Source organism: uncultured Bradyrhizobium sp. (assembly GCF_947648125.1).
In the GTDB taxonomy this organism is placed as follows: domain Bacteria; phylum Pseudomonadota; class Alphaproteobacteria; order Rhizobiales; family Xanthobacteraceae; genus Bradyrhizobium.
The window spans coordinates 258,910-282,878 of the sequence record NZ_CANSMR010000008.1; the positions used below are offsets into that span (position 1 = coordinate 258,910).

Here is a 23,969-nt window from a genome sequence, read left to right on the forward strand (position 1 = left end):
CGTGACCTGATGGCTGAATTCTTCGCAAGCGCGTTCTGGACCGGCTTCCTCTGGCCGCTGATCATCATGGTCGCGGAAAGCCTGTTGCTGCTCGTCGTGCTGCTGATCGCGATCGCCTACATCCTGCTCGCCGACCGCAAGATCTGGGCGGCGGTGCAGATCCGCCGCGGCCCCAACGTGGTCGGCCCTTTCGGATTGCTGCAATCCTTCGCCGACCTCCTGAAATTCGTGCTGAAGGAGCCGGTGATTCCGTCCGGCTCCAACAAGGGCGTGTTCCTGCTGGCGCCGCTGGTCTCGTGCATCCTGGCGCTGGCCGCCTGGGCCGTGATCCCGTTCAATCTCGGCTGGGTGATTTCCGACATCAATGTCGGCATTCTCTACATCTTCGCGATCTCGTCGCTGTCGATCTACGGCATCATCATGGCCGGTTGGTCGTCGAACTCGAAATACCCGTTCCTGGCCGCGCTGCGCTCGGCGGCGCAGATGGTGTCCTACGAGGTCTCGATCGGCTTCGTTATCATCACCGTGCTGCTCTGCGTCGGCTCGCTGAACCTGTCGGCGGTGGTTGAGGCCCAGAACACCCGCGGGCTCGCGCACCTGATCGGCCTGCCGCAGCTCACCATCCTGAACTGGTATGTGTGGCCGCTGTTCCCGATGTTCGTGGTATTCTACGTCTCGGCGCTGGCGGAAACCAACCGTCCGCCGTTCGACCTGGTCGAAGCGGAGTCCGAACTCGTCGCCGGCTTCATGACCGAATACGGCTCGACGCCGTATCTCTTGTTCATGCTCGGCGAGTATGTCGCGATCACCACGATGTGCGCGCTGGCGTCGATCCTGTTCTTGGGCGGCTGGCTGCCGCCGGTCAACCTGCCGCCGTTCACCTGGATTCCGGGCATCGTCTGGTTCGCCCTGAAGGTGTTCTTCATGTTCTTCATGTTCGCGATGGCGAAGGCGATCGTGCCGCGCTACCGCTACGATCAACTGATGCGGCTCGGCTGGAAGGTGTTCCTGCCGCTGTCGCTGGCGATGGTGGTGATCGTAGCCGGTGTGCTGCAGTTCGCCGGCATCGCGCCGAAGTGAGGCCGTCATGAGTGTCAACGTCAACGCAACAGCCCGCTCGCTTCTGCTCTCGGAATTCGTCTCGGCGTTCGTTCTCGCCATGCGCTATTTCTTCAAGCCGAAGCCGACGCTGAACTATCCCTTCGAGAAGGGGCCGATCTCGCCGCGCTTCCGTGGCGAGCACGCGCTGCGCCGCTATCCGAACGGTGAGGAGCGCTGCATTGCCTGCAAGCTGTGCGAGGCGATCTGCCCGGCGCAGGCGATCACCATCGAGGCCGGCCCGCGCCGCAACGACGGCACCCGCCGCACGGTGCGGTACGACATCGACATGGTGAAGTGCATCTATTGCGGGCTGTGCCAGGAGGCATGCCCGGTCGACGCCATCGTCGAGGGACCGAATTTCGAATTCGCGACCGAGACCCGCGAGGAACTCTACTATGACAAGGCGAAGCTGCTCGCCAATGGCGACCGCTGGGAGCGCGAGATTGCGAAGTCGATCGCGCTCGACGCGCCGTACCGGTGAGGTGAGGGCATGATCCTTCCGGCGCTGTTCTTCTATCTGTTTGCCGCGGCCTGCGTGGCCTCGGCCGTCATGGTGATTGTCTCGCGCAATCCCGTGCACTCCGTGCTGTACCTGATCCTGGCCTTCGTCAACGCCTCGGGCCTGTTCATTCTGATGGGCGCCGAGTTCCTCGGGATGATGCTGATCGTGGTCTATGTCGGCGCCGTCGCGGTGCTGTTCCTGTTTGTGATCATGATGCTCGACGTCGACTTCGTCGAACTGCGCGAGGGCTTCATGCAGTACCTGCCGATCGGCATCGTGATCGGCGGCATCTTCCTGTTCGAGCTCCTGCTGGTGGTCGGCGCCTGGGTGATCAACCCGTCCGTGACCAAGACGATCACGGCGGCGATCCCGACCAATATCAGCAACACCGAGGCGCTCGGCCTCGTGCTCTACACGAAGTACATCCATTACTTCCAGCTCGCCGGCATGGTGCTGCTGGTCGCGATGATCGGTGCCATCGTGCTGACGCTGCGCCACAAGGCCAACGTCAAGCGGCAGAACATCAACATGCAGAACGCGCGCACGCCCGAGATTGCGATGGCGGTGCGCAAGGTGGCGTCGGGGCAGGGCCTGCAGGATGCCGATGCGGCGGAGTGGGTGAAATGACGATCGGGCTAGGGCACTATCTGGCGGTCGGCGCGATCCTGTTCACGCTCGGGATCCTCGGCATCTTCCTCAACCGCAAGAACATCATCGTCATCCTGATGTCGATCGAGCTGATCCTGCTCTCGGTCAACATCAACCTGGTGGCGTTTTCGACCTTCCTCGGCGACATCGTCGGCCAGGTGTTCGCGCTGCTGGTACTGACGGTGGCGGCGGCCGAGGCCGCGATCGGCCTTGCCGTGCTGGTGGTGTATTTCCGCAACCGCGGTTCGATCGCGGTTGAAGACGTCAATCTGATGAAGGGCTAATCCGGCGATGATACAGGCAATCGTATTTCTGCCTCTGCTGGGAGCCATTCTCGCGGGGATCATCTCGCTGGTCGGCGCGCATGCGCGCTGCCCGAGCGGCGACACCGTCGACCATCACGACGATGCGCATGGCGACGCCCATGCCTCGACGGCGCACGATGATCACGGCCACGACGACCATGGCCATGACGACCATGGCCATGACGACCACCACGTCTCCGAGCCGCCGGCGGCCGGATCGCGGCTGGCTGAACTGATCACCACGGGCCTCTTGTTCGTGTCGGCGGCGCTGTCCTGGTTCACGCTGGTCGATGTCGGCTTCATGCACCATGACGCGCGTGTCGTGCTGCTGCCCTGGATCACCTCGGGCGACCTGCAGGTGGCCTGGACGCTACGGGTCGACACCCTGACGGCGGTGATGCTGGTCGTGGTCAACACCGTGTCCGCGCTCGTCCACCTCTATTCCATCGGCTACATGGACGAGGACCCGTACCGGCCGCGCTTCTTCGGCTATCTCTCGCTGTTCACCTTCGCCATGCTGATGCTGGTGACCTCGGACAACCTCGTGCAGCTGTTCTTCGGCTGGGAGGGCGTCGGTCTGGCGAGCTACCTGCTGATCGGCTTCTGGTACCAGAAGCCGTCGGCGAATGCGGCGGCGATCAAGGCCTTCGTGGTCAACCGCGTCGGCGACTTCGGCTTCGCACTCGGCATCTTCGCGATCTTCGCGCTGGTCGGGTCGACCGATTTCGAGACCATCTTCCATGCCGCGCCCGGGCTGACCGGCAAGACCATCGACTTCTTCGGCTGGCACCCCGACGCGCTGACGTTGACCTGTCTCTTCCTGTTCATGGGCGCGATGGGCAAGTCGGCCCAATTCCTGCTGCACACCTGGTTGCCGGACGCGATGGAGGGCCCGACCCCGGTGTCGGCGCTGATCCACGCCGCGACCATGGTCACCGCCGGCGTCTTCATGGTGGCGCGGCTGTCGCCGCTGTTCGAGCTGTCACCGACCGCGCAGGCGGTGGTGATGTTCTTCGGTGCGACCACGGCGTTCTTTGCCGCTACGATCGGCCTCGTGCAGAACGATATCAAGCGCATCGTCGCGTACTCGACCTGTTCGCAGCTCGGCTACATGTTCGTGGCGATGGGAGCGGGGGCCTATTCAGTCGGCATGTTCCATCTGTTCACGCACGCCTTCTTCAAGGCGCTGCTGTTCTTGGGCTCCGGCTCGGTGATCTACGCGATGCACCACGAGCAGGACATCCGCAACATGGGCGGCCTGTGGCGCAAGATTCCGTACACCTTCGCGGTGATGTGCATCGGCACCTTGGCGTTGACCGGCTTCCCGCTGTTCGCCGGCTACTTCTCCAAGGACGCGATCATCGAGGCGGCCTACGCCGCGCACAACCCGTTCGCGACCTACGCCTATCTCTTGACCATCATGGCCGCCGGCCTGACCTCGTTCTACTCTTGGCGTCTGATCTTCAAGACGTTCTTCGGCGAGCCGCATGACCAGAAGCACTACGAGGCGGCACATGAGAGCCCGGTCTGGATGCTGGTGCCGATCGGCGTGCTCGCCGCCGGCTCGATCCTGGCGGGTCTGCCGTTCAAGGAAGTGTTCGCCAGCCCGCACGGCGTCGAGGAATTCTTCCGCGAATCCGTGAAGATGAACCCGCACATCCTCGAGAACATGGAGCATATGCCGAGCTGGCTCGCGCCGCTGCCCACCGTCATGATGGCGCTCGGCCTGTTCATCTCGTACCTGTTCTACATCCGCAGGCCGTACCTGCCGGTCGAGCTCGCGAACCAGCAGCCGATGCTGTACCAGTTCCTGCTCAACAAATGGTACTTCGACGAGCTGTACGACTGGATCTTCGTGCGCCCGGCCAAGTGGCTCGGCTACACGTTGTGGAAGAAGGGCGACGGCTTCATCATCGACGGCTTCGGTCCCGACGGCGTCTCGGCCCGCGTGCTCGACGTTACCCGCAACGTCGTGAAATTGCAGACCGGCTACCTCTATCACTACGCCTTCGCGATGCTGATCGGGGCCGCTGGATTGATCACCTGGTTCATGTTCGGCTTGGGAGGCCAGTAAATGACAACCTGGCCCATCCTTTCCGTCACGACCTTCCTGCCGGCGGTCGGTGCGATCCTGGTCTACCTGTTGGCGCGGGGCGGCGACGAGACCGCGAGCCGCACGGCGCGCTGGATCGCGCTATGGACCACGCTGATCACCTTCGCGGTGTCCCTGATCCTGGTCGCGCGCTTTGATCCCACCTCGACCGACTTCCAGTTCGTCGAGAAGACGTCCTGGCTCGCCACCGGCATCACCTATCACATGGGCATCGACGGCATTTCGCTGCCGCTGATCATCCTGACCACCGCGATCATGCCGCTCTGCATCATCGCGAGCTGGAAGTCGGTGACGCAGCGCGTCGGCGAATACATGATGGCGTTCCTGATCCTGGAAACGCTGATGGTCGGCACCTTCTCGGCGCTCGATCTCGTCCTGTTCTATCTGTTCTTCGAGGGCGGCCTGATCCCGATGTTCCTGATCATCGGCGTCTGGGGCGGTCCGCGCCGGGTCTACGCGTCGTTCAAGTTCTTCCTCTACACGTTCCTCGGCTCGGTGCTGATGCTGCTTGCCATCATGGCGCTGTACTGGAACGCCGGCACCACCGACATCCCGACCCTGATGCACACCGCGGTGCCGCGGTCGATGCAGACCTGGGCGTGGCTCGCCTTCTTCGCCTCGTTCGCGGTGAAGATGCCGATGTGGCCGGTGCACACCTGGCTGCCTGACGCGCATGTCGAGGCGCCGACGGCGGGCTCGGTGATCCTGGCCGCGATCCTGCTGAAGATGGGCGGCTACGGCTTCCTGCGCTTCTCGCTGCCGATGTTCCCGCTGGCCTCGCACGACTTCGCGCCGTTCGTGTTCACGCTGTCGGTCATCGCCATCATCTACACCTCGCTGGTGGCGATGATGCAGGAGGACATGAAGAAGCTGATCGCGTACTCCTCGGTCGCGCACATGGGCTTCGTCACCATGGGCATCTTCGCGGTGACCACGCAGGGCGTCGCCGGCGGCATGTTCCAGATGATCTCGCACGGCATCGTCTCCGGCGCGCTGTTCCTCTGCGTCGGCATCGTCTACGACCGCATGCACACCCGCGAGATCGCGGCCTATGGCGGCCTCGTCAACCGGATGCCGCTCTATGCGATGACCTTCATGGTCTTCACCATGGCCAATGTCGGTCTGCCGGGCACGAGCGGCTTCGTCGGCGAATTCATGACGCTGCTCGGCACCTTCAAGATCTCGCTGCCGACCGCGTTCTTCGCCACCACGGGCGTGATCCTGTCGGCCTGCTACGCGCTCTGGCTCTACCGCAAGGTGGTGTTCGGCGCGCTGGTCAAGCCGTCGCTGATGTCGATCAAGGATCTCACCTTCCGCGAATGCGTGACGCTGTTCCCGCTGATCGCGCTGACCATCCTGTTCGGCGTCTATCCGAAGCCGGTGCTCGATATGTCGGCCGCCTCGGTCCAGCAGCTCGTCAACAATTACAACACCGCCGTGACTGCCGTGAAGGCAGCCGCGCTGGTTACGCAGTAAGGCCGCCGTCATGAGCTTTTCCAGTGCAGGTTATCAGTTGCAGCCGGTGCTGCCGGAGCTGGTGCTCGCGGTCGGCGCCATGGTGCTGTTGATGATCGGAGCGTATCGTGGGCAGGGGACGACCCGGCTGATCACGGCGCTCGCGGTGTGTCTCCTGGTCCTGACCGGCGTGCTGGAGCTCTGGCTGCCGGCCGGCAAGCTCGTCACCTTCGGCGGCAGCTTCATCGTCGACGACTTCGCCCGCTTCCTGAAGATCCTCACTCTGATCGCCTCGGCGGCAACGCTGATCCTGTCGACCGAGTATCTGTCCCAGCCGTCGAGCCGCAACTTCGAGTTCTCGATCCTGGTGCTGCTGTCGACGCTCGGCATGATGGTGCTGATCTCAGCCGGCGACCTGATTTCGCTCTATCTCGGCCTCGAGCTGATGAGCCTTGCGCTCTACGTCGTCGCCGCCAGCCAGCGCGACAACGCCAAGTCGAGCGAGGCCGGCCTGAAGTATTTCGTGCTCGGCGCGCTGTCGTCGGGCATGCTGCTCTACGGCGCCTCGCTGATTTACGGCTTCACCGGCACGGTCAGCTTCGCCGGCATCGCGGCGGCCGCGACCACCGGCAGCATCGGCATCGTGTTCGGCCTGGTGTTCCTGCTCGCCGGCCTCTGCTTCAAGGTTTCGGCGGTGCCGTTCCACATGTGGACGCCCGACGTCTACGAGGGCGCACCGACCCCGGTGACAGCTTTCTTCGCCTCGGCCCCGAAGGTCGCGGCGCTCGCCGTGTTTACCCGAGCGACGCTGACCGCGTTCCCGGGCATCGTCACCCAGTGGCAGCAGATCCTGGTGTTCGTGGCGATCGCCTCGATGGCGCTGGGCTCGTTCGCCGCGATCGGCCAGACCAACATTAAGCGGCTGATGGCCTATTCTTCGATCGGCCATATGGGCTTTGCCCTTGTCGGCCTTGCCTCCGGCACGGTCGAAGGCGCGCAGGGCGTCTTGATCTACATCACGATCTATGTCGCGATGACGCTCGGCACCTTCTCGATCATCCTTGCTATGAAGCGAAACGGCCAGGCGCTGGAGCAGATCAGCGATTTCGCCGGACTGTCCCGAACCAACCCGCTGATCGCCTTCATCTTCGCGATGCTGCTGTTCTCGCTCGCCGGCGTGCCGCCGCTCGCCGGCTTCTTCGGCAAATGGTACGTGTTCGTCGCCGCGATCAAGGCCAATCTGTTCACGCTCGCGGTGATCGGCGTGCTGACCAGCGTGGTGGGCGCGTTCTACTATCTGTCGATCGTCAAGGTGATGTATTTCGACCAGCCGCTCGGCAAGCTCGACCCGGTCCGCGTTGAGCTGCGCACCGTGCTGGCGGTCGCTGGCATCTTCAACATCTTCTACTTTGCCTATCCGGGTCCGCTGGTGAGTGTGGCCACGGCGGCGGCGAAGTCGCTATTCTGATGCACATGATCCCGAAAACAGGGCGCTGGCTTTCGGATCGGATCATGCGCATAACCTCACTATGACCTTCACGCTCGGACCTCGGGCCATTGCGGCGGGCTATAAGCTCGCTGCCTTCGATCAGATCGGCTCGACCAATGCCGAGGCGATGCTGCGCGCCCGTGACGGCGAGCGGGGACTGATGTGGTTTGTGACGCCAGAGCAGACCGCAGGACGCGGGCGGCGGCAGCGGGTCTGGGTCGCGCCGCGCGGCAACCTTGCCAGCAGCATCCTCGAGGTGACGGACGTTCAGCCGGCGGTCGCTGCAACGCTCGGCTTTGCCGCAGGGCTGTCGCTCGAGGCCGCGCTGCAGAAGGTCGGCATCGAGGCGGCGCTGCGGCTCGGGCCGGACAGCCCGAAGTTCACCCTGAAATGGCCGAACGATGTGCTCGCCAACGGCAAGAAGCTCTCAGGCATCCTGCTGGAGGCTGAGGCCATTGGAGGCCGGCTGGCGGTTGTCGTCGGCATCGGGACCAACGTCATCGCTGCGCCCGAGGGAACGCCGACGCCGGCGGTATCGCTCGCTGCGCTCGGCATCCAGATCGGCGCGGAGGAGCTGTTTGCTGCGTTGTCGGACGCCTGGGTCGAGTTTCGCGGCATCTGGGACGATGGCCACGGCTTTCCGGAAATCCGCAGGCTGTGGCTGGAGCGTGCTGCTGGTCTCGGTGACAGGGTCGCCGTCCAGACCGGCACCGCGACCCTCGAAGGCATCTTTGACACCATCGACGACGCCGGCTGCCTGATCGTCCGCACCGCTGATGGACAGCGCATGCCCGTGACGGCCGGCGAGGTCTATTTCGGTACCGCGGCGTCAGTGAGGGCGAATTGATGGCACGACCTGACGAGCTTACCTTTGCACCGCTCGGCGGCGTCGGCGAGATCGGCATGAATTTGTCGATCTATGGGCTCGGCAACCGCCACCAGCGCTCGTTCCTCGCGGTCGATCTCGGCGTTTCCTTTGGCGACGAGGAGCATCTGCCGGGCATCGACCTGATCATGCCGGACGTGCGCTTCCTCGAGAAGGAGCGCAACAATCTGATGGGCCTCGTGCTGACGCACGCCCATGAGGACCATTTCGGCGCGATCATCGATCTCTGGCCGAAGCTCGGCTGCAAGATCTACGCGACCCAGTTCAGCGCGGCGCTGTTCGAGGCCAAATGCGCCGCCGAGCGCAATCCGCCCAAAATCCCGATCACGGTGATCCCGTCCGGCGGGCGGGTCGATATCGGCCCGTTCAATGTCGAGTTCATCCCGGTCGCGCATTCGATTCCGGAATCGCACGCGCTGGCGATCAAGACCGATGTCGGCACCGTGCTGCATACCGGCGACTGGAAGATCGACCCGACCCCGATCATCGGACTGCCGACCGACGAGCGGCGGCTGCGCGAGCTCGGTGACGAAGGCGTGCTGGCGCTGGTCGGCGATTCCACCAACGCGGTGCGCGACGGGCGCTCGCCCTCGGAGACCGAGGTCGCCGCCACCATCAAGAAGCTGGTCAAGGCGGCCAAGGGCCGGGTCGCGGTCACGACCTTCGCCTCCAATGTCGCCCGCGTGAGGGCGGTGGCGGACGCCGCCAACGCCGCCGATCGGGAGGTGGTCGTGGTCGGCCGCGCCATGGAGCGCGTGGTACAGGTTGCGCGCGAATGCGGCTATCTCGACGGCTCGCACAAATTCCGCAGCGCCGACTATTACGGCCATTTCCCGCCCGACAAGGTGCTGGCGCTGTGCACTGGCAGCCAGGGCGAACCCCGCGCCGCGCTGGCGCGGATCGCCAACAACGATCACCCGCAGGTGACCCTGAACAGGGGCGACACCGTGATCTTCTCCTCCCGCACCATCCCCGGCAACGAGAAGGCGGTCGGCGGGATCATCAACGGGTTGGTGACGCAGGGCGTCGAAATCATCACCGACCGTGAGCATCTGGTGCACGTCTCCGGCCATCCGCGCCGCGACGAGCTGCGCGACATGATCTCCTGGGTGCGGCCGCAGCTCCTGATCCCCGTGCATGGCGAGGCGCTGCATCTCGCCGAGCACGCCAAGCTGGCGCGTGCCGCGGGCGTCCCGAAAGTCCTGACCTGCCGCAACGGCGACCTCGTCAAGCTTGGGCCCGGCGATCCCGGTATCGTGGGCGAAGTGCCGTCGGGGCGGCTCTACAAGGACGGAACCATTCTGGAGGACTCCAAGTCGCGCGCCGTGGTCGAGCGGCGCCGGATGGGTTTTGCCGGCTGCGCCTTCGTCGCCATCGCCATGACCGCGCAGGGCGAGATGATGGACGATCCCGAGGTTGATCTGGTCGGCATGCCGGAGAACAATGCGGCGGGCGAATTGCTCGACGACATCGTGTTCGATGTCGTGGTATCGACGATCGAGGGCTTGCCCAAGCCGCGGCGCCGCGATCCGGATGCACTGGGGGAATCGGTGCGCCGCGCGGTGCGGGCCGCGCTGAACGAGCAGTGGGGCAAGAAGCCGATCTGCGTCGTGCACGTTCTGACGGTCTAACACACGCCTTTAAGGCGTGCGCAACGACAAAGGGAGAGAGATATGCTGGGCCGCCTCAATCACGTCGCCATTGCGGTCAAGGACGCCAGGCAGGCCGCCAAGATCTACGGCTCGGCCTTCAATGCCGAGATTTCCGACGCGGTGCCGCTGCCGGAGCATGGCGTCATCACCGTGTTCGTGACGCTGCCGAACACCAAGATCGAGTTCATCGAGCCGCTCGGCGAAGCCTCGCCGATCGCAAAGTTCGTCGAGCGCAACGCCGACGGCGGCATCCACCATGTCTGCTACGACGTGCCCGACATCATCGCCGCCCGCGACCGTATGATCGCCGAGGGCGCTCGGGTGCTGGGCGACGGCCAGCCGAAGATCGGCGCGCATGGCAAGCCGGTGCTGTTCTTCCACCCCAAGGACTTTTCCGGCGCCTTGGTCGAGATCGAACAGGCCTGAGGCCACATGGCGTACCAGATCTCCACCGGGCTTGCGATCTACTTCGTCCTTTGGTGGCTCGTGCTGTTCCTGACGCTGCCGTTCGGCATACGCAGCCAGCATGAGGACGGCGTTGGCGCGCCCGGCACCGACCCCGGCGCGCCGATCATGGCGCGCATGGGCCGCAAGCTGTTGTGGACCACGCTGATCTCGGCCGTGATCTTCGCGATCGGCATGTGGGCCTATTATGCCGGCTATCTCTCGATCGAGCGGCTGTCCAAGCTGATGGGGATGCCGTTCTAAAACCGACCAGGATCTGGTGCCGAATGGAGTGAGGATCAACCTCACCCCGGCGATGCGGAGGAGGCGACCACGATGAACCTGCAGGCCCAGCCAGGCTCCGGGCAGAACGCCTATCGAATCCTGCGGGAAGCCGATCTGCGCGACTATCTCGCGAGCCTTCCCACCATCGTTAACCAGCTTGGCGGGGCGCCGGCCGACTGGTCGATCAGCGAGGTCGGTGACGGCAATCTCAACCTCGTCTTCATCGTCAAGGGCAGCAGCGGCGGCATTGCCGTCAAGCAGGCGCTGCCCTATGTGCGGCTGGTCGGCGAGAGCTGGCCGCTGCCGTTGTCGCGAGCCCATTACGAGCATCTGGCGCTGGTGCATCAGGCACGGCTGGCGCCGAACCTCGTGCCGGCAGTGCTGCATCATGATGCGCCGCTCGCGCTCACCGCGATGGAGCTGCTCGAGTCACACATCATCATGCGCAAGGGCCTGATCGGCGCCACGCGCTATCCGCACTTTGTCGAGGATATCTCGACCTTCCTGGCGCAGACGCTGTTCTTCACGTCCGACCTGGCGCTGTCGGCCGCGGAGAAGAAGCAGGGCATCGCCGATTTCGCCGGCAACCACGCGCTCTGCAAGATCACCGAGGATCTGATCTTCACCGACCCCTATCGCATCGCCGAGCAGAACCGCTGGACCGCGCCGTATCTCGACGCAACGGCGGCAGCGTTCCGCGAGGATCTCGACCTGCATGTCGCGATCTCCAGGCTCAAGTTGAAGTTCATGGCGAGCCCGGAGGCGCTGCTGCACGGCGACCTGCACACCGGCTCGATCATGGTCACCGACAGCGAGACCAGGGTGATCGACCCCGAATTCGCCTTCTATGGCCCGATGGGTTTCGACATCGGCGCCGTCATCGGCAATCTCCTGATGGCCTATCTGGCCTCCGCCGGTCATGAGCGCACGCCGGGCGAGCGCGCCTCATTCGAGGCCTGGCTATTGGAATCCATCGAGGGCGTCTGGAGCGAATTTTCGCGTAAGTTTCTCGAGCTGTGGCGCAGCGAGGCGAAGGGCGATGGCTATCCGGTGTCGCTGTTCGCAGGCGAGGCGGGCGCCGCGCGGCTGGAGGCGGAACGGCAGGCCTACATGGCGCGGCTGTTCCAGGACACGGTCGGCTTTGCCGCGGCCAAGACCATCCGGCGCATCCTCGGCCTCGCCCACAACATCGATTTCGAGTGGATCGCGGACGAGAAGCAGCGCGCGATCTGCGAGGCGCGGGCCCTCAAGCTCGCGCGCAACATGATGCTGGAAGCGACGTCCTACACGACGATCGGCACCGTCACCTACGCTGCGCGCGAGCTGCGTCACTGGCAGCCGGATTTTGCGAGGTGATCTGGTCAGCATCGATCGTCGTGTACGGCAAGGATCGGCAGGGATTGTTTGGCAGGCCGTCTGCGGATCATGAGGTGCTGTCCCTGACGGTCGCGGTGTCGTTGGTACCTTGTCATCCCTCGAGTGCCTACAGCTCAGGAACGACGATCCAGCCGCCGCGGCATGAACTAGCTTTCGGCCGGACGCACGAAACAGAGAATGCCGGCCTCAGGCGTGAAACAGACCACGGCGCGGTTCGTCGGGTTGTCGGTTCTGTCGATGATCCTGTTCGGTGGGACCCGCAGCCAGAATGGCGCCGACAACTTCCAGCGACCATCGATTAGGACTTCGTAGCCGTCTCGGTCCTGTCGGAACTCTACCGTCCGGCAATCCGCAATCGAGCAGCACGACGCACCGGTGCCTGGTTGCTTGAGGCTCTCAAACCATGGGGCAAGCGCAGGATTTGGGTTATCGGGCGGTGCTGCTACCGCGGCCTGACTTAGGGCAAGCCCGGCCGCGACCGCCATTTTCCAGCCGATCCTCTCACGGTGTGCCCTCGACGCTGACAAAGGCGAGCCCTCCGCTGCCCACCAGAGGTTAGCGAATATTTGGGCCATTGCCACGGCGCGTGAGTACGGAATTAACCATGAGCGAGCGGATGCGAGCGATGAGGGGCACAACTTCGGCTCCTGACCTGGAGCGAACATCAGAGCTCCCATCGCTGGTGAAAATCACCGAAGGTGGCGGCACGCTGCTAGCGATCGCGCGTTGCGCTCGAGCAACACCCTTTGGAAAAGCGTAGGGCCAACGGCTTCCGCCCATTGCGCGTTTCCATTTTGATCCAAATGATCGACCCCGTCGCGTGCTTGGCTGTGCAACAGGGCTCGGATCGGGCCTTTGGAGGCTACGGGATGATGAACCCGCGGCGAATTGCGACGGTGACGCCTGAGCTGTGCGGGGCGGTCGTTCTCGCAGGTTGGCTCGCTGCTGTCTGGCTTGCTGGCTTTGCCGGCACGGGGAACATTGGAGCAGTGCCCATCGAGGGCCTCGCACCATCTCTCGCCGCCAATGCCGAACTGGCCGATACGCCACAGACACCTGCCGTCAGCAACGTCGCCAACGTGAACGCTGAGGTGACGATGGCTGCCGAACCCGTGACGGAGCCGGCCTTTACGACGGCCACCCTGCAGGCAGACGTCACGGGCAACGCTGTCGCTAACGTCGACGCGGCGATGGCGGTTGAATCGATGCCGGCGACGGCCCCTGATGCGACGGCGACCTCGAGCGAGCCGAAATCGATTGTCGTGGCGGCGTTGCCGGAACCGTCGCAGACCTTGCCGGTCGAAACATCGCCGGTGCAAACGGCGACAGCGAGCACGCCTCCAGTGTCGAGCGACACCAAGGAGGCCGCGAGACCCCTGGATATTTTCGAAGAGTGCCTCGTCGTTGATGTGTGCATCGACCGGTACCTGTGGGCCCTCTACGAGCGGACGCCCAAGGAAGACACCATCAGCGTACAAGAGCAGCGGAAAGTAACGGTCAAAAGGAAGCGCAAGACGGTGACCGTCACCAGGACGTTCAGCAGGCGCGTCGATAACGATTTCACGTGGAAGGATCCGAAGGCGGCGGAAAGAATGGGCATGCCGATGATCGACTACGTGATTGGAGGGGTGGATCGGGGCTTCAAGCTCAAGCTCTTTCATGCGCTCTACGCGGCGGAGCAGGCCGGGTTGTCGCCCGGGATAACCAGCGCGTTCCGCGATGACTACCGTCAATCGATCGCGAGCGGCCTGAAGGCGGCGTCCGACAAGTCATACCATGGAGGGAGCTTCCGCGGTGGCTACGGCCACGGGCTTGCCGCTGATATCGTGAGCGTCAAAGGCGCGACGCGCGCGGAGCGTTGGGTTTCCACTGAGGCCCTTTGGAAATGGATCGATGCACGCGGATCGGATTTTGGAATCGGACGACCGTATCTCGATCGAGATCCACCGCATGTCGCGCCGATAGACGGCAAGGAATACGCCGCTCACCGCGGCGGGACGAAAGCGCAACACGCGGAAGCGGATATCAAGAAGCGCAACCGGGGCGCTCTGCAGGTCGCGGCGAAACGATCAAAAACCGCGAAAGCGTCGAAGGGGAGAACGATCTGATCCGGTTCAGCTGCGCCTTTCAACACGACGCGGGCAAGAATGCCTAGCAATCCCATCATCGTACAAAAATATGGCGGCGCCTGCCTCGAAACACCGGCAAGAATCCGCGCAGTGGCGAGCAGTGTCGCTGATTTGCATGGCCGTGGTCATCGTGTCGTGGCGATCGTTTCAGCGATGGGCAAGACCACCGACGAACTCGTCAGGATGGCCTATCAGATCAGCCCGCATCCCAATCGCCGCGAACTCGATATGTTATTGACCACCGGCGAGCGCATCAGCATGTCCTTGATGAGCATGGCGCTGTCTGATCTAGGCGTGCCGGCGATCAGCTTTACCGGCAGTCAGGCCGGTGTGATGACCGACGGATCCCATTCATCCGCACGCATTTTGGATGTGCGGCCCATTCGTGTGCGCGAAGAGCTTGATCGCGGACGCATCGTGGTCCTGGCGGGCTTCCAGGGCGTGGATCCGCTGACCAAGGAAATCACGACGCTTGGCCGGGGTGGCAGCGATACCACTGCGGTCGCCATGGCTGCGGCGCTGAAGGCGGAGTGCTGCGAGATTATCAAGGAAGTCGACGGAGTGTGCTCGGCTGATCCTCGCATCGTCGCGGATGCAAAACCCTTGCGTCAGCTGGATTTCGCATGCCTATCCGAAATGTGTTTCTGGGGCGCAAAAGTCCTGCATTTCCGCAGCGTGGAGCTGGCCCACAGCCAAAACGTGCCTCTGGTCTTGAGAAAGTGGGGCGGCGCTCGACACAGCACGCAAGTGATGAAGGAGGTCGCGGATATGGAGAACGGAAAAGTCCTGGCCGTCAACTCAATGGCTCGCATTGAGCACGTGGAGATCGATTCGGCGAACCTCAATCAAGGCTTTGAGAAGTTCGCGCAGCATCTCATGCAAAATGGCTTGCCTTGGCCGCAAGTCCTAGCCTCGGCTTTCACCGCCGACAAAACCCGCATCATGATGACTTGCGATTCGGAGACACTCGACGCGTTGCTGCGTACACTGGAAGGGAGCAAAGACCTGCGCAAGCAGCGCGAGACTCTGAGTTCGGTGAGCGTCACTTGCCTCGGCGGCATTTCTCCAAACCTGCCATACAAGGCGGTTCAGACTCTGCAACATCACGGGGTCATCGCCGACAAGTATGTCTTGTCATCGCATTCGGTAAGTTTCTTTGTTCCGGTGGAAAGCCGTGAGGCTGCGGTCAGGGCTTTGCATTCGCTGATCTAGCACTGCGAATTCGCGATGGCACGGATGAATGATCGTGCACACGGTGTCGGCGCGATTTGCGATCGCCGCCCATGCCACTGAGTTGCCCGACGGCGCAAGCTCGGGCGAAACGTGCCGCGAGAACGCGAAGCAGCGTCCCCATACTCATCGTCGTCCTGGCGAAAGCCAGGACCCATTACCCCAAATGATCGTTGTTGTGCGACGCTGGAACGACGAATCCCATTCACAATTCCTGCTGCGGAGTATGGGTCCTGGCTTTCGCCAGGACGACAGCTGAGGAGATGCCGCGATTTCGACAGCTGGAGAGGACGGGCGCTTCCATCACCATCATTCTGAGCTGGCCTCAGCACGCTCACTCCGCCGCCTGCTCCCGCAGCCGCTGGGCGTAGACGTTGATGATCAGCGCGGCGAGCAGGATCAGGCCGCGGATCAGGATCTTCAGGAAGCTGTCGATATTGACGTGGTCGAGGCCGTTGTTGAGCACGCCGAGCACGAACAGGCCGACGATGGTGTTGCCGATGCCGCCGCGGCCGCCGAACAGGCTGGTGCCGCCGACCACCACGGCCGCGATCGAGTCCAGCAGATAGGTGTCGAACTCGTTCTGCTGCGCGCTGCCGAAATGCGCGACGCCGAGCATGCCGCCGATCCCCGAGCAGACCGCCGAGATCACCATGACGCTGCCGAGGATGAGCTTGACGTTGAGGCCGGCGAATTCCGCCGCCTCGCGGTTGCCGCCGACCATGTAGACGTAGCGCCCGAACCGCGTGTAGGTCAGCACCAGATGGCCGCCGAGCAGCATCACCGCGGCGACGATCACGATCCACGGGATGCCGCCGATCGAGCCCGAGCCGAGCGTCGTGATCAGGGGCGGCACCTTGTAGGCGATCTGGCCGCGCACCAGGAGTGCCGAGACGCCCGCCGCGATCTGCATCATGGCCAGTGTCATGATGAAGGAGGGGATGCCGATCATGGTCAGCCCCAGTGCGTTGACGAGGCCAAGCAGCGCGCACAGCGCCAGCGCCAGCAGGATCGCAGCAAAACCCGGCATCGGGACATTGGCGATGTTGACGTAGGACTCCTGCAGCGTAAAGTACGCCACCGCAATGCCGGTGACGTTGGCGATGCTGGCGATCGAGAGGTCGATCTCCGCGCACAGGATCACGAAGGTGAGGCCGACGGCGATGATGCCGGTGACCGACACTTGGGTCAGGATGTTGCCGAGATTGTCGATGGTCGCAAACGACGGGCTTGCTATCGCGAAGAAGCCGCTGAGGAAGATCAGCGTCAGGAACGGAGCGATGTTGCGCATCTGCGAGCGCAGGAACGGCGCCAGCCCGCGCGGCCGCTTGTGATCGGCTGGGCTCGTCGCGCTGTCACTGCTCGCCATCATCTCACTCCATTAGGCCGCCTTGAGCAGCCGATCCTTGCTGACTGCTTCGCCCGCGAATTCGCGCACCACTGCACCGCGCTTCAGCACCAGGATCCGGTCGGCCAGCGACAGCACGGTTTCCGGCTCGGTCGACAGCACGATGATCGCCAGTCCCTTGGCGCGGAGGTCGCGCACGATGTTGATCACGTCGTTCTTGGCGCCGACATCCATGCCGCGGGTCGGCTCGCACAGCACCAGCAGGCGCGGCGGAAAGGTGAGCCATTTCGCCAGCGCCACCTTCTGCTGGTTGCCGCCCGAGAGCATGCCGAGATCGAGGCCGACCACCGGCGGCCTGATCTGCAGCTGCTCGACCTGGCGCTGGGCGATGGCGCGCTCGCGCACCGGCTTGAGCAGCAGCGCTGAGATCCGCTCGAGGATGCTGATCGAGATGTTCTTGTAGACTGGCTCCTGGTGGAACAGCATGGCGCGACGGCTCTCCGGCACCAGCGCGACGCCGGCCCGCCGCGCCGCAGCGGTGCTGCGGAAGGTTTTCGCGGAGCCGTCGACGACAAGCGTTCCGCCGTCGGGCCTGAGCTTGCCGAACAGGATCCGCGACAACTCCAATTGGCCACATCCCATGAAACCGTAGATGCCGAGCACCTCACCGGCGCGGGCCTCGAACGAGACGTCCTGCAGGCTGCGGCGGAGCGAGAGCTGATCGACCTTCAGGACCGTCGAACCGCCACCTGGTTGCGGGAGCATGAGGTCATCGGTGTAGCTGTGCTCCAGCGCCTCGCCGCCGCGGCCGATCATGGCCTCGATCAGCGCGCCCTTGGTGGTATCCGCGGACGCGGTCTCGGCGATCTTCCGTCCGTTGCGGAACACGGTGACCACGTCGGACACCCGCAGGATGTCCTCGATGAAATGCGAGATGAAGACGATGCTGGTGCCGTCGTCACGGAGCTTGTGCAGCGTCGTGAACAGGCGTTCGACCTCGGGCGGGGAGAGGGCGGAGGTCGGCTCGTCGAGGATGATGATGCGCGCTCCGGAGAACAGCACGCGGGCGATCTCGATCAGTTGCTGCAGGCCGATCGGCAGGTCGCCGAGCCGCGTCATCGGATCGACGTCGATGCCGAACCGGGACAGCTGCTCGCCAGCCTCGCGCGCCATCCGCCGCCATTCCACGAAGCCGAGGCGGTTGGTCGGCTGGTTGCCGAGGAAGACATTCTCGGCGACGGTAAGATCAGGCGCGACACTGAGCTCCTGATGCACCATGCCGATGCCGGCGGCATGCGCGTCGCGGGTGGAGCGGAATCGGGTCTCCTTGCCGTCGAGCACGAAGCGGCCGGAGAACTCTGGATGCACGCCGGCGATGATCTTCATCAGCGTGCTTTTTCCGGCGCCGTTCTCGCCGACGAGACCATGGATCTCGCCGGCGTGCAGCGCGAAGTCGACCCCACGAAGGGCTTCGACACCGCCGAAGGCCTTCGTGATCTGGTTCAACTCGAGGATCGGGGAGCGTCCCTGCGACATGAGGACCGCTCAGATCAGGAAGTGATCCTCCATCCATTGCATGCCGGCGGCGTTGGCCTTGGTCACGACGGGACCATCGGTCACGACGTTCTTCGGAATGCCCTGGCCGCTCTTCTCGCCGCCGACCACGGCGGCAACGCCCGCGACGATCGCGCCGCCATGGATGCGGCAGGACGGATTGCGAACGGTTGCGAACATGCGGCCTTCGCTGACCGCCTGGATCGCCGGCGGCATGGCGTCGACGCCGCCGATCAGGATGTTGGTGCGGTTGTGCGCCTTCATGATGTTGGCGGCGGCGAGCGCCATGTCGTCATTGTGGAAGAACGCCGCGTCGATCTGCGGATATTTCGTCAGATAGGTTTCCCAGAGCCGGGCGGTCTTGGAGACGTCCCAGTCGGCGGGCTGGGTATCCAGCACTTCGATGTTCGGGAACTGTTTGACGACGGAGTTGAAGCCCTTGGCGCGGCCCTGCGCGCCGGTGTGGCCGAGCGCGCCCTGGGTCATGATGACCTTGCCCTTGCCGCCGATTGCGTTGCACAGCGCCTGCGTCACCGATGCGCCCATGAACTCGTTGTCGGGCGCCAAGAACGAATGGACGTTGATCTGATCGAGCGGCGCGATCAGCGTGTCCATGTCGATCACGGGGGTGCCGGCGTCGATCATCTTCTGCACCGGCTGGGTCAGCGTGCCGATGCCGAACGCCTGGATCGCGACGAAGTCCCATTTCTGCGAGGCCATGTTGTCGATCGCGGCGCGCTGCTTGACGGCGTCGAGCTGGCCGTCGAACCAGGTCACCTCGACGTTGAACAGCCTACCCCAGAACTCGGCGGCCTGCTTGCCCTGTGCGCACCACGTCGCCTGCAGTCCGGCGTTGGAGAACGCGGCCTTCAGTGGCTTTTCCGAACGTCCCGTTTCGGCTGCGAGCGCAGACGTCACGCCCATTCCGCCGAACAGGCCGGCCGCAGCTCCGCCTGCCGCCGCCAATTGCAGAAGGCCGCGCCGCGTCGTCGACGCCTTGTCCATCCCCTTGTCCGTGTCTGGCATTGTTTGCTCCCTCTTCGTTTTTCTGACCGTCGGCGTCAGTTGCACGCGCCGCGGATAAAGGGAGTGTGTCACAATCGGAACGGTGGCGCTACGCCCTCGCGTCCACGAGATGTTTCTGTTGCAGCACGATGGCCTCGATGTCGCGAAGCAGCTTGTGCCACGCAGCATCGATTTCGTCAGACCATTGCCCGCCGAGAATGTCGCGCAGGCAGTCCGCGATCACGGCGAAGAATGCGACGAACAATTCGCGCGGCGTCCCGTAGGCATCATGCGAGAACACTTCCGATTCGATCAGGCGAAAATGTCCGCGGCGCTCGCCCGCGAAATCGAGGATGGCTTCGATCGTCAACGCCAGCATCGAGCCTTTCACCGGCTCGCTGCCTTCGGTGCGAAACATCGCCTGCGCCTCGGGATGTTCGCGAAACAAGCGCTGGTACACGTGCGGCGTCAGATCATCGCAAGCCGCTGCGGCGAGTTCAAAACTGCGTTCGATTGGATTCGATGATGGAGTCATAGCGCTTTGCGATCATCACATAAAAAAAGAGCAGGGCTCCAAGCCCTGCTCCAAAAATTGTGTCGACCCTATTTGCCCCAAAAATTCGATTTGATCTTGATTCATGGGGTGACGCTGCTTGTGCGCGTCGGGCTCCTCCCGAGACTTGGACCACCAGGACACACCTCGCGGCTGGCCTGAGCCCGAATTGGTAGACTATCTTTCCAGCCTTGTCATCATTTTCGGCAACGATTGTTCAAATTTCGAGCAATTTGCGAAATGATTGGGATGGTGCCACTGCCGGTTGCGAAAGTGAGCTGAAAACACGTGACAGAGTAAGGGGATACAAAGGCCGGTGGAGGGCCCGCGATGCAAGTGTCACACCCGGCAATTTCCGTCAGCCGGAAGAAACGCGCGGTGTCGATGATCTCGACTTCCGACGCCTGTGGTGGTTAGTTCCGTTCCGGATGGGTTTTGCAATGCGCCGGCGGCTGAAGATTTTTCTGCCCATAGTCCTGGTTGCCCTGCTGGTGCAGATTTTCGCACCGATCGGGGCCTGCTGGGCGGCAAGCCTTGCCGCGTCTGATCCGCTCGCGGCCGCCACCATCTGCCACGGCGATGCCGGCTCCGGAGCCGGGCAGGGTGACCAGACCGGTCATGATGCCCATGACGGCTGTTGCTCCGCATGCAGCGTGCTGCAGACCGGAGCGCCGGTTGATAACCCGGAGAGCACGGCTCACGCCATTGAGCGGCCTGCAACGCGCATCGCTTGGCTTGATTTCACCAGCGAATTCGATAGCTCGCAGGCGCGCCTCTCCGCGCAAGCCCGCGCGCCGCCGCTTTTTTCCTGACGACGTTCTCGCTGCCGGTGCGCCTCGCGCGCCGGCGAGTGCCTTAGAGCAAGCCGGCCGAAGAGCCGGTGTCAGGATTCATCCATGTTTAGGCTTCATCTGCGGGCCGGGGCCAGCGCACTCACGCTGGGCTTTGCGCTTTCCACGCCTACAAGTTGGGCAGAGGGCCAGACGACGCTGCCGTCCGTCTCCGTCGATGCGCCGCAGGCCGCGCGCGCGAAACCGGCAAGGTCCAAGCCGAAGACACAACGATCGAGGGATCGGCCGAAATCGCCGATCTGAACAAATGGTCTGACGCCCAGGCCGCAACAATCCGATAACAACGCAACTTCAACCTGAAAGGAAATTCGTCCAATGAAGATGCTCTCTCGCATCCTCGCTCTCGCAGCGCTGACTGCCGCACTCGCGTCTGCTTCCGCACGCGCCGAGGACGTCAAGGCCGGCGACCTCGTGATCACGCAGGCGTGGACACGCGCCACGCCGAACGGTGCCAAGATCGGCGGCGGCTATTTGACGATCGAGAACAAGGGGACGACGCCCGACCGGCTCGTTTCAGGCTCGGGTGACGTCGCCGGCAAGATCGAAGTGCACGAGATGTCGATGGACAACGGCGTCATGAAGATGCGTGCGCTCGACAAGGGACTGACCATCGAGCCGGGCAAGACCGTGAAGCTTGCGCCGGGCGGCTATCATTTGATGATGTTCGATCTGAAGAACCCGCTGAAGCAGGGCGACAAGGTGCCGGTCACGCTGGAATTCGAGAAGGCCGGCAAGGTCTCGGTCTCGCTGGACGTGCAGGCCGTCGGCGCGCAGGCGCCGGGTGGTAGCGATCATTCCGGCCATGGCGACCATTCCGGTCACATGGATATGAAGAAGATGTGAGGGAGCCATGCGGTCACACACGCTGCTCATTGCCACGGCGGCGCTGCTCGCAGCGTCGCCGGCAGTCGCCCATATCACGCTTGAGGGAAAGCAGGCGCCGGTCGGTTCGTACTACAAGGCTGTCTTCGCCGTGCCGCATGGCTGCGCCGGATCGGCGACGATCAAGATCCGCGTGCAGATTCCGGAAGGCGCGATCGGGGTGAAGCCGATGTCGAAGCCCGGCTGGACCCTCGATACGGTCACCGGCAAATACGCCGCCCAGTACGACTATCACGGTGCCAAGCTCTCCGAGGGCGTGAAGGAGGTCGCCTGGAGCGGTGGCAAGCTCTCCGACCAGAACTACGACGAGTTCGTGATGCAGACGTTTCTCACCGACACGCTGAAGCCGAACACCACGTTGTATTTTCCCGTCGTGCAGGAATGCGAACAGGGCGTCAGCCGCTGGATCGATATCCCGGCCGAGGGGCAGGGCGGCGGGCACGACCATGGCAGCAAGACGCCGGCGCCGGGCGTCAAGCTGCTGCCGAAGTCGTAAGCCGTGCGGCTGGTCGCAGGTCATGTTGTAGCGAGTCTAGCTGCGCTGCTGTTGGCGCTGTGTCTTGCGACCTCGGCCCATGCGCATGCCGTCCTGATTGCCGCTGAGCCTGCGGACGGCAGCGTGGTGACGGAGGCACCGAAGACGGTGGTGCTCCGCTTCAACGAAGCGGTGGCGCCGACCGCGGTGAGCCTGCTCGACGCTACGGGCAAGCCGCGCGACGTCACGATCCGCGCTGTCGATCAATCTGTCATGGTGACCCTGCCGGCCGACTTGCCTCAGGGCACACAGGTGGTCAGCTACCGCGTGGTGTCGCAGGACGGCCATCCGGTCGCGGGCTCGCTCCTGTTCTCGATCGGCGTCGTCACCGGCTCGGCGGCGCCGGCTGGCGACGGCCTGCTCCATGCGCTGATCTGGCTGGCACGGCTCGGCCTCTATCTCGGGCTGTTTGCCGGCGTCGGTGGCGTGTTCTTTGCCACCTGGATCGGGCAGGGAGCAGCGGGTGGACGGCTGATCATGTGGTCGCTTGCGATCGGCCTCATCGGTGCGATCGCCTCGCTTGGCTTGCAGGGCATTGACCTGCTGAACCTGCCGATCACGGGCGTCCTGACATGGGCGGCGTGGGCCAGCGCTGCCGGCACCAGCCTGCTTCCTGCGCTGCTGCTCGCGATTGTCGCGATGCTGATCGCGGCGCTCGCCTGGCGCAGTCCGTCGTTCAGCGCGGCCTGGATCAGCACCGCGGTCGCAATGATCTGTGTCGGGCTGTCGCTTGCGGTCAGCGGCCATGCCGCCACCGCCTCTCCACAGTGGTTGACGCGGACCGCGCTGTTCATTCACGGCGTTGGCCTGGCGTTTTGGATAGGTGCGCTCGGGCCGCTGGCCATGCTGGCCTGGCAGCGCAAGGACTCGCTGTTGCGGGTGCTCGGGCGCTTCTCGACGCTCGCCGTGCCTGTCGTCGCGTCGATCGCTCTGTCGGGCCTCGCGCTTGCCGTCGTTCAGCTCGAAAGCTTTGGCGCATTGATCGACACCGGATACGGCAACATCCTCCTCGCGAAGCTTGTGCTGGTGTCGCTGTTGCTCACGCTCGCCGCGCTGAACCGGTTGGTGTTCACGCCGACCATCGCGCGCGAATTTCACCGCACGCGGCCGCTGCAGCGCTCGATCGCGCTCGAATTCGTGCTGATGATCGCGATCCTCTGTCTCGTCGCGCTGTGGCGCTTCACGCCGCCGCCCCGCGTGCTGGCGATGTCCGACGACGTTCCGCTCGCGGTTCACATCCACACCGATGCCGCGATGTTCCAGGTGCTGATCGCACCGGGCAGGGTTGGGCAGAATGATTTCGTGCTGCAGCTGATGAACGGGGATGCGAGCCCCTTCGCGGCCAAGGAGGCGACGCTGACGCTTAGCCTGCCGGATCGCGGTATCGAGCCGCTGGAACGCAGCGCCGCGCTGGGCCCCGACGGCTACTGGCACGTGAAGAAGGTACCGTTACCTGTCCCGGGCCGCTGGCACATGCAGATTGATGCCCTGGTGACCGATTTCAAGAAAGTGACGCTGGAAGACGATTTCGAGGTCAGGTAAACGCACGATCGGCGCGCCGGGCACGCCGGCGGGACGCATTTCGCTCAAATGGCGGAAAATAGCCTGATTTGAAGGGTTTTTGT

At 63.7% G+C, this 23,969-nt stretch carries 22 protein-coding genes; 18 read left to right on the forward strand and 4 right to left on the reverse strand.

Features of this window, described 5'->3' with window-relative positions; all coding sequences use genetic code 11:
- Window positions 1-9: 9 nt before the first annotated feature.
- The 14 genes from nuoH (at window position 10) to Q0030_RS17580 (ending at window position 15,598) form a co-directional block, all read left to right on the forward strand.
- A complete protein-coding gene (gene nuoH, locus Q0030_RS17515) occupies window positions 10-1,080 on the forward strand; it encodes an NADH-quinone oxidoreductase subunit NuoH (protein ID WP_298369394.1) in 1,071 nt (356 codons plus the stop codon).
- Window positions 1,081-1,087: 7 nt separating this feature from the next.
- A complete protein-coding gene (gene nuoI / locus Q0030_RS17520; RefSeq protein ID WP_097673576.1) occupies window positions 1,088-1,582 on the forward strand; it encodes an NADH-quinone oxidoreductase subunit NuoI in 495 nt (164 codons plus the stop codon).
- Window positions 1,583-1,591: 9 nt separating this feature from the next.
- Window positions 1,592-2,230 (forward strand): NADH-quinone oxidoreductase subunit J, encoded by a 639-nt coding sequence (locus Q0030_RS17525; RefSeq protein ID WP_298369396.1) that lies wholly within the window; start codon window positions 1,592-1,594, stop codon window positions 2,228-2,230.
- Window positions 2,227-2,535: an NADH-quinone oxidoreductase subunit NuoK gene (nuoK, locus tag Q0030_RS17530; RefSeq protein WP_027537255.1), complete on the forward strand. Its 309-nt coding sequence runs from the start codon at window positions 2,227-2,229 to the stop codon at window positions 2,533-2,535. The genes Q0030_RS17525 and nuoK overlap by 4 nt, the downstream gene beginning before the upstream one ends.
- A 7-nt stretch (window positions 2,536-2,542) precedes the next feature.
- Window positions 2,543-4,630: an NADH-quinone oxidoreductase subunit L gene (gene nuoL / locus Q0030_RS17535; protein ID WP_298369404.1), complete on the forward strand. Its 2,088-nt coding sequence runs from the start codon at window positions 2,543-2,545 to the stop codon at window positions 4,628-4,630.
- Window positions 4,631-6,145, forward strand: coding sequence for an NADH-quinone oxidoreductase subunit M (locus Q0030_RS17540; protein ID WP_298369406.1), 1,515 nt, complete (start codon window positions 4,631-4,633; stop codon window positions 6,143-6,145).
- 10 nt (window positions 6,146-6,155) lie between these two features.
- Entirely contained in the window at window positions 6,156-7,592 is a 1,437-nt protein-coding gene (gene nuoN, locus Q0030_RS17545; RefSeq protein WP_298369409.1) for an NADH-quinone oxidoreductase subunit NuoN, read from the forward strand.
- A 61-nt stretch (window positions 7,593-7,653) separates the two neighbouring features.
- Window positions 7,654-8,460 (forward strand): biotin--[acetyl-CoA-carboxylase] ligase, encoded by an 807-nt coding sequence (locus Q0030_RS17550; RefSeq protein WP_298369412.1) that lies wholly within the window; start codon window positions 7,654-7,656, stop codon window positions 8,458-8,460.
- Window positions 8,460-10,130 carry a ribonuclease J gene (locus tag Q0030_RS17555; RefSeq protein WP_298369414.1) on the forward strand — a complete coding sequence of 557 codons (1,671 nt, stop codon included), beginning with the start codon at window positions 8,460-8,462 and terminating at the stop codon, window positions 10,128-10,130. Before Q0030_RS17550 ends, Q0030_RS17555 begins: the two co-directional genes overlap by 1 nt.
- Window positions 10,131-10,172: 42 nt before the next feature.
- Complete coding sequence (gene mce / locus Q0030_RS17560) at window positions 10,173-10,577, forward strand: methylmalonyl-CoA epimerase (RefSeq protein ID WP_298369418.1); 405 nt, start codon at window positions 10,173-10,175, stop codon at window positions 10,575-10,577.
- A 6-nt stretch (window positions 10,578-10,583) separates the two neighbouring features.
- Window positions 10,584-10,859: a DUF1467 family protein gene (locus Q0030_RS17565; RefSeq protein WP_229168531.1), complete on the forward strand. Its 276-nt coding sequence runs from the start codon at window positions 10,584-10,586 to the stop codon at window positions 10,857-10,859.
- 72 nt (window positions 10,860-10,931) lie between these two features.
- Complete coding sequence (gene mtnK, locus Q0030_RS17570) at window positions 10,932-12,236, forward strand: S-methyl-5-thioribose kinase (RefSeq protein WP_298369422.1); 1,305 nt, start codon at window positions 10,932-10,934, stop codon at window positions 12,234-12,236.
- 767 nt (window positions 12,237-13,003) lie between these two features.
- Window positions 13,004-14,365 (forward strand): peptidase M15, encoded by a 1,362-nt coding sequence (locus tag Q0030_RS17575; RefSeq protein WP_298369425.1) that lies wholly within the window; start codon window positions 13,004-13,006, stop codon window positions 14,363-14,365.
- 39 nt (window positions 14,366-14,404) lie between these two features.
- Window positions 14,405-15,598, forward strand: coding sequence for an aspartate kinase (locus Q0030_RS17580; RefSeq protein WP_298369428.1), 1,194 nt, complete (start codon window positions 14,405-14,407; stop codon window positions 15,596-15,598).
- Between the two features lie 352 nt (window positions 15,599-15,950).
- Here Q0030_RS17580 and Q0030_RS17585 read toward each other — a convergent pair whose 3' ends face one another.
- The 4 genes from Q0030_RS17585 to Q0030_RS17600 all read right to left on the reverse strand — a co-directional run bounded on the left by Q0030_RS17585 (window position 15,951) and on the right by Q0030_RS17600 (window position 20,058).
- Complete coding sequence (locus tag Q0030_RS17585) at window positions 15,951-16,985, reverse strand: ABC transporter permease (RefSeq protein ID WP_298369431.1); 1,035 nt, start codon at window positions 16,983-16,985, stop codon at window positions 15,951-15,953.
- A 12-nt stretch (window positions 16,986-16,997) separates the two neighbouring features.
- Window positions 16,998-18,500, reverse strand: a complete 1,503-nt coding sequence (locus Q0030_RS17590) for a sugar ABC transporter ATP-binding protein (protein WP_298369434.1) — start codon at window positions 18,498-18,500, stop codon at window positions 16,998-17,000.
- A gap of 9 nt (window positions 18,501-18,509) precedes the next feature.
- Window positions 18,510-19,544, reverse strand: coding sequence for a sugar ABC transporter substrate-binding protein (locus tag Q0030_RS17595; RefSeq protein ID WP_298369437.1), 1,035 nt, complete (start codon window positions 19,542-19,544; stop codon window positions 18,510-18,512).
- 88 nt (window positions 19,545-19,632) lie between these two features.
- Complete coding sequence (locus Q0030_RS17600) at window positions 19,633-20,058, reverse strand: globin (protein ID WP_298369440.1); 426 nt, start codon at window positions 20,056-20,058, stop codon at window positions 19,633-19,635.
- A 209-nt stretch (window positions 20,059-20,267) separates the two neighbouring features.
- Here Q0030_RS17600 and Q0030_RS17605 point away from each other — a divergent pair, with 209 nt between their 5' ends.
- The 4 genes from Q0030_RS17605 to Q0030_RS17620 all read left to right on the forward strand — a co-directional run bounded on the left by Q0030_RS17605 (window position 20,268) and on the right by Q0030_RS17620 (window position 23,886).
- Window positions 20,268-20,888, forward strand: a complete 621-nt coding sequence (locus Q0030_RS17605) for a DUF2946 domain-containing protein (RefSeq protein WP_298369442.1) — start codon at window positions 20,268-20,270, stop codon at window positions 20,886-20,888.
- A 354-nt stretch (window positions 20,889-21,242) separates the two neighbouring features.
- Complete coding sequence (locus tag Q0030_RS17610; RefSeq protein ID WP_298369445.1) at window positions 21,243-21,770, forward strand: copper chaperone PCu(A)C; 528 nt, start codon at window positions 21,243-21,245, stop codon at window positions 21,768-21,770.
- A gap of 7 nt (window positions 21,771-21,777) precedes the next feature.
- On the forward strand, window positions 21,778-22,305 hold the full coding sequence (locus Q0030_RS17615; RefSeq protein ID WP_298369448.1) for a YcnI family protein: 528 nt from the start codon (window positions 21,778-21,780) through the stop codon (window positions 22,303-22,305).
- A 3-nt stretch (window positions 22,306-22,308) separates the two neighbouring features.
- Window positions 22,309-23,886, forward strand: a complete 1,578-nt coding sequence (locus tag Q0030_RS17620) for a copper resistance protein CopC (RefSeq protein ID WP_298369449.1) — start codon at window positions 22,309-22,311, stop codon at window positions 23,884-23,886.
- Window positions 23,887-23,969 lie beyond the last annotated feature (83 nt).

Bases quoted from the DNA above. Each gene is read 5' to 3' on its own strand.
- nuoH (WP_298369394.1), top strand. From the start codon at position 10: ATGGCTGAATTCTTCGCAAGCGCGTTCTGGACCGGCTTCCTCTGGCCG.
- nuoI (WP_097673576.1), top strand. From the start codon at position 1,088: ATGAGTGTCAACGTCAACGCAACAGCCCGCTCGCTTCTGCTCTCGGAA.
- Q0030_RS17525 (WP_298369396.1), top strand. From the start codon at position 1,592: ATGATCCTTCCGGCGCTGTTCTTCTATCTGTTTGCCGCGGCCTGCGTG.
- nuoK (WP_027537255.1), top strand. From the start codon at position 2,227: ATGACGATCGGGCTAGGGCACTATCTGGCGGTCGGCGCGATCCTGTTC.
- nuoL (WP_298369404.1), top strand. From the start codon at position 2,543: ATGATACAGGCAATCGTATTTCTGCCTCTGCTGGGAGCCATTCTCGCG.
- Q0030_RS17540 (WP_298369406.1), top strand. From the start codon at position 4,631: ATGACAACCTGGCCCATCCTTTCCGTCACGACCTTCCTGCCGGCGGTC.
- nuoN (WP_298369409.1), top strand. From the start codon at position 6,156: ATGAGCTTTTCCAGTGCAGGTTATCAGTTGCAGCCGGTGCTGCCGGAG.
- Q0030_RS17550 (WP_298369412.1), top strand. From the start codon at position 7,654: ATGACCTTCACGCTCGGACCTCGGGCCATTGCGGCGGGCTATAAGCTC.
- Q0030_RS17555 (WP_298369414.1), top strand. From the start codon at position 8,460: ATGGCACGACCTGACGAGCTTACCTTTGCACCGCTCGGCGGCGTCGGC.
- mce (WP_298369418.1), top strand. From the start codon at position 10,173: ATGCTGGGCCGCCTCAATCACGTCGCCATTGCGGTCAAGGACGCCAGG.
- Q0030_RS17565 (WP_229168531.1), top strand. From the start codon at position 10,584: ATGGCGTACCAGATCTCCACCGGGCTTGCGATCTACTTCGTCCTTTGG.
- mtnK (WP_298369422.1), top strand. From the start codon at position 10,932: ATGAACCTGCAGGCCCAGCCAGGCTCCGGGCAGAACGCCTATCGAATC.
- Q0030_RS17580 (WP_298369428.1), top strand. From the start codon at position 14,405: ATGCCTAGCAATCCCATCATCGTACAAAAATATGGCGGCGCCTGCCTC.
- Q0030_RS17585 (WP_298369431.1), bottom strand. From the start codon at position 16,985: ATGGCGAGCAGTGACAGCGCGACGAGCCCAGCCGATCACAAGCGGCCG.
- Q0030_RS17590 (WP_298369434.1), bottom strand. From the start codon at position 18,500: ATGTCGCAGGGACGCTCCCCGATCCTCGAGTTGAACCAGATCACGAAG.
- Q0030_RS17595 (WP_298369437.1), bottom strand. From the start codon at position 19,544: ATGCCAGACACGGACAAGGGGATGGACAAGGCGTCGACGACGCGGCGC.
- Q0030_RS17600 (WP_298369440.1), bottom strand. From the start codon at position 20,058: ATGACTCCATCATCGAATCCAATCGAACGCAGTTTTGAACTCGCCGCA.
- Q0030_RS17610 (WP_298369445.1), top strand. From the start codon at position 21,243: ATGAAGATGCTCTCTCGCATCCTCGCTCTCGCAGCGCTGACTGCCGCA.
- Q0030_RS17615 (WP_298369448.1), top strand. From the start codon at position 21,778: ATGCGGTCACACACGCTGCTCATTGCCACGGCGGCGCTGCTCGCAGCG.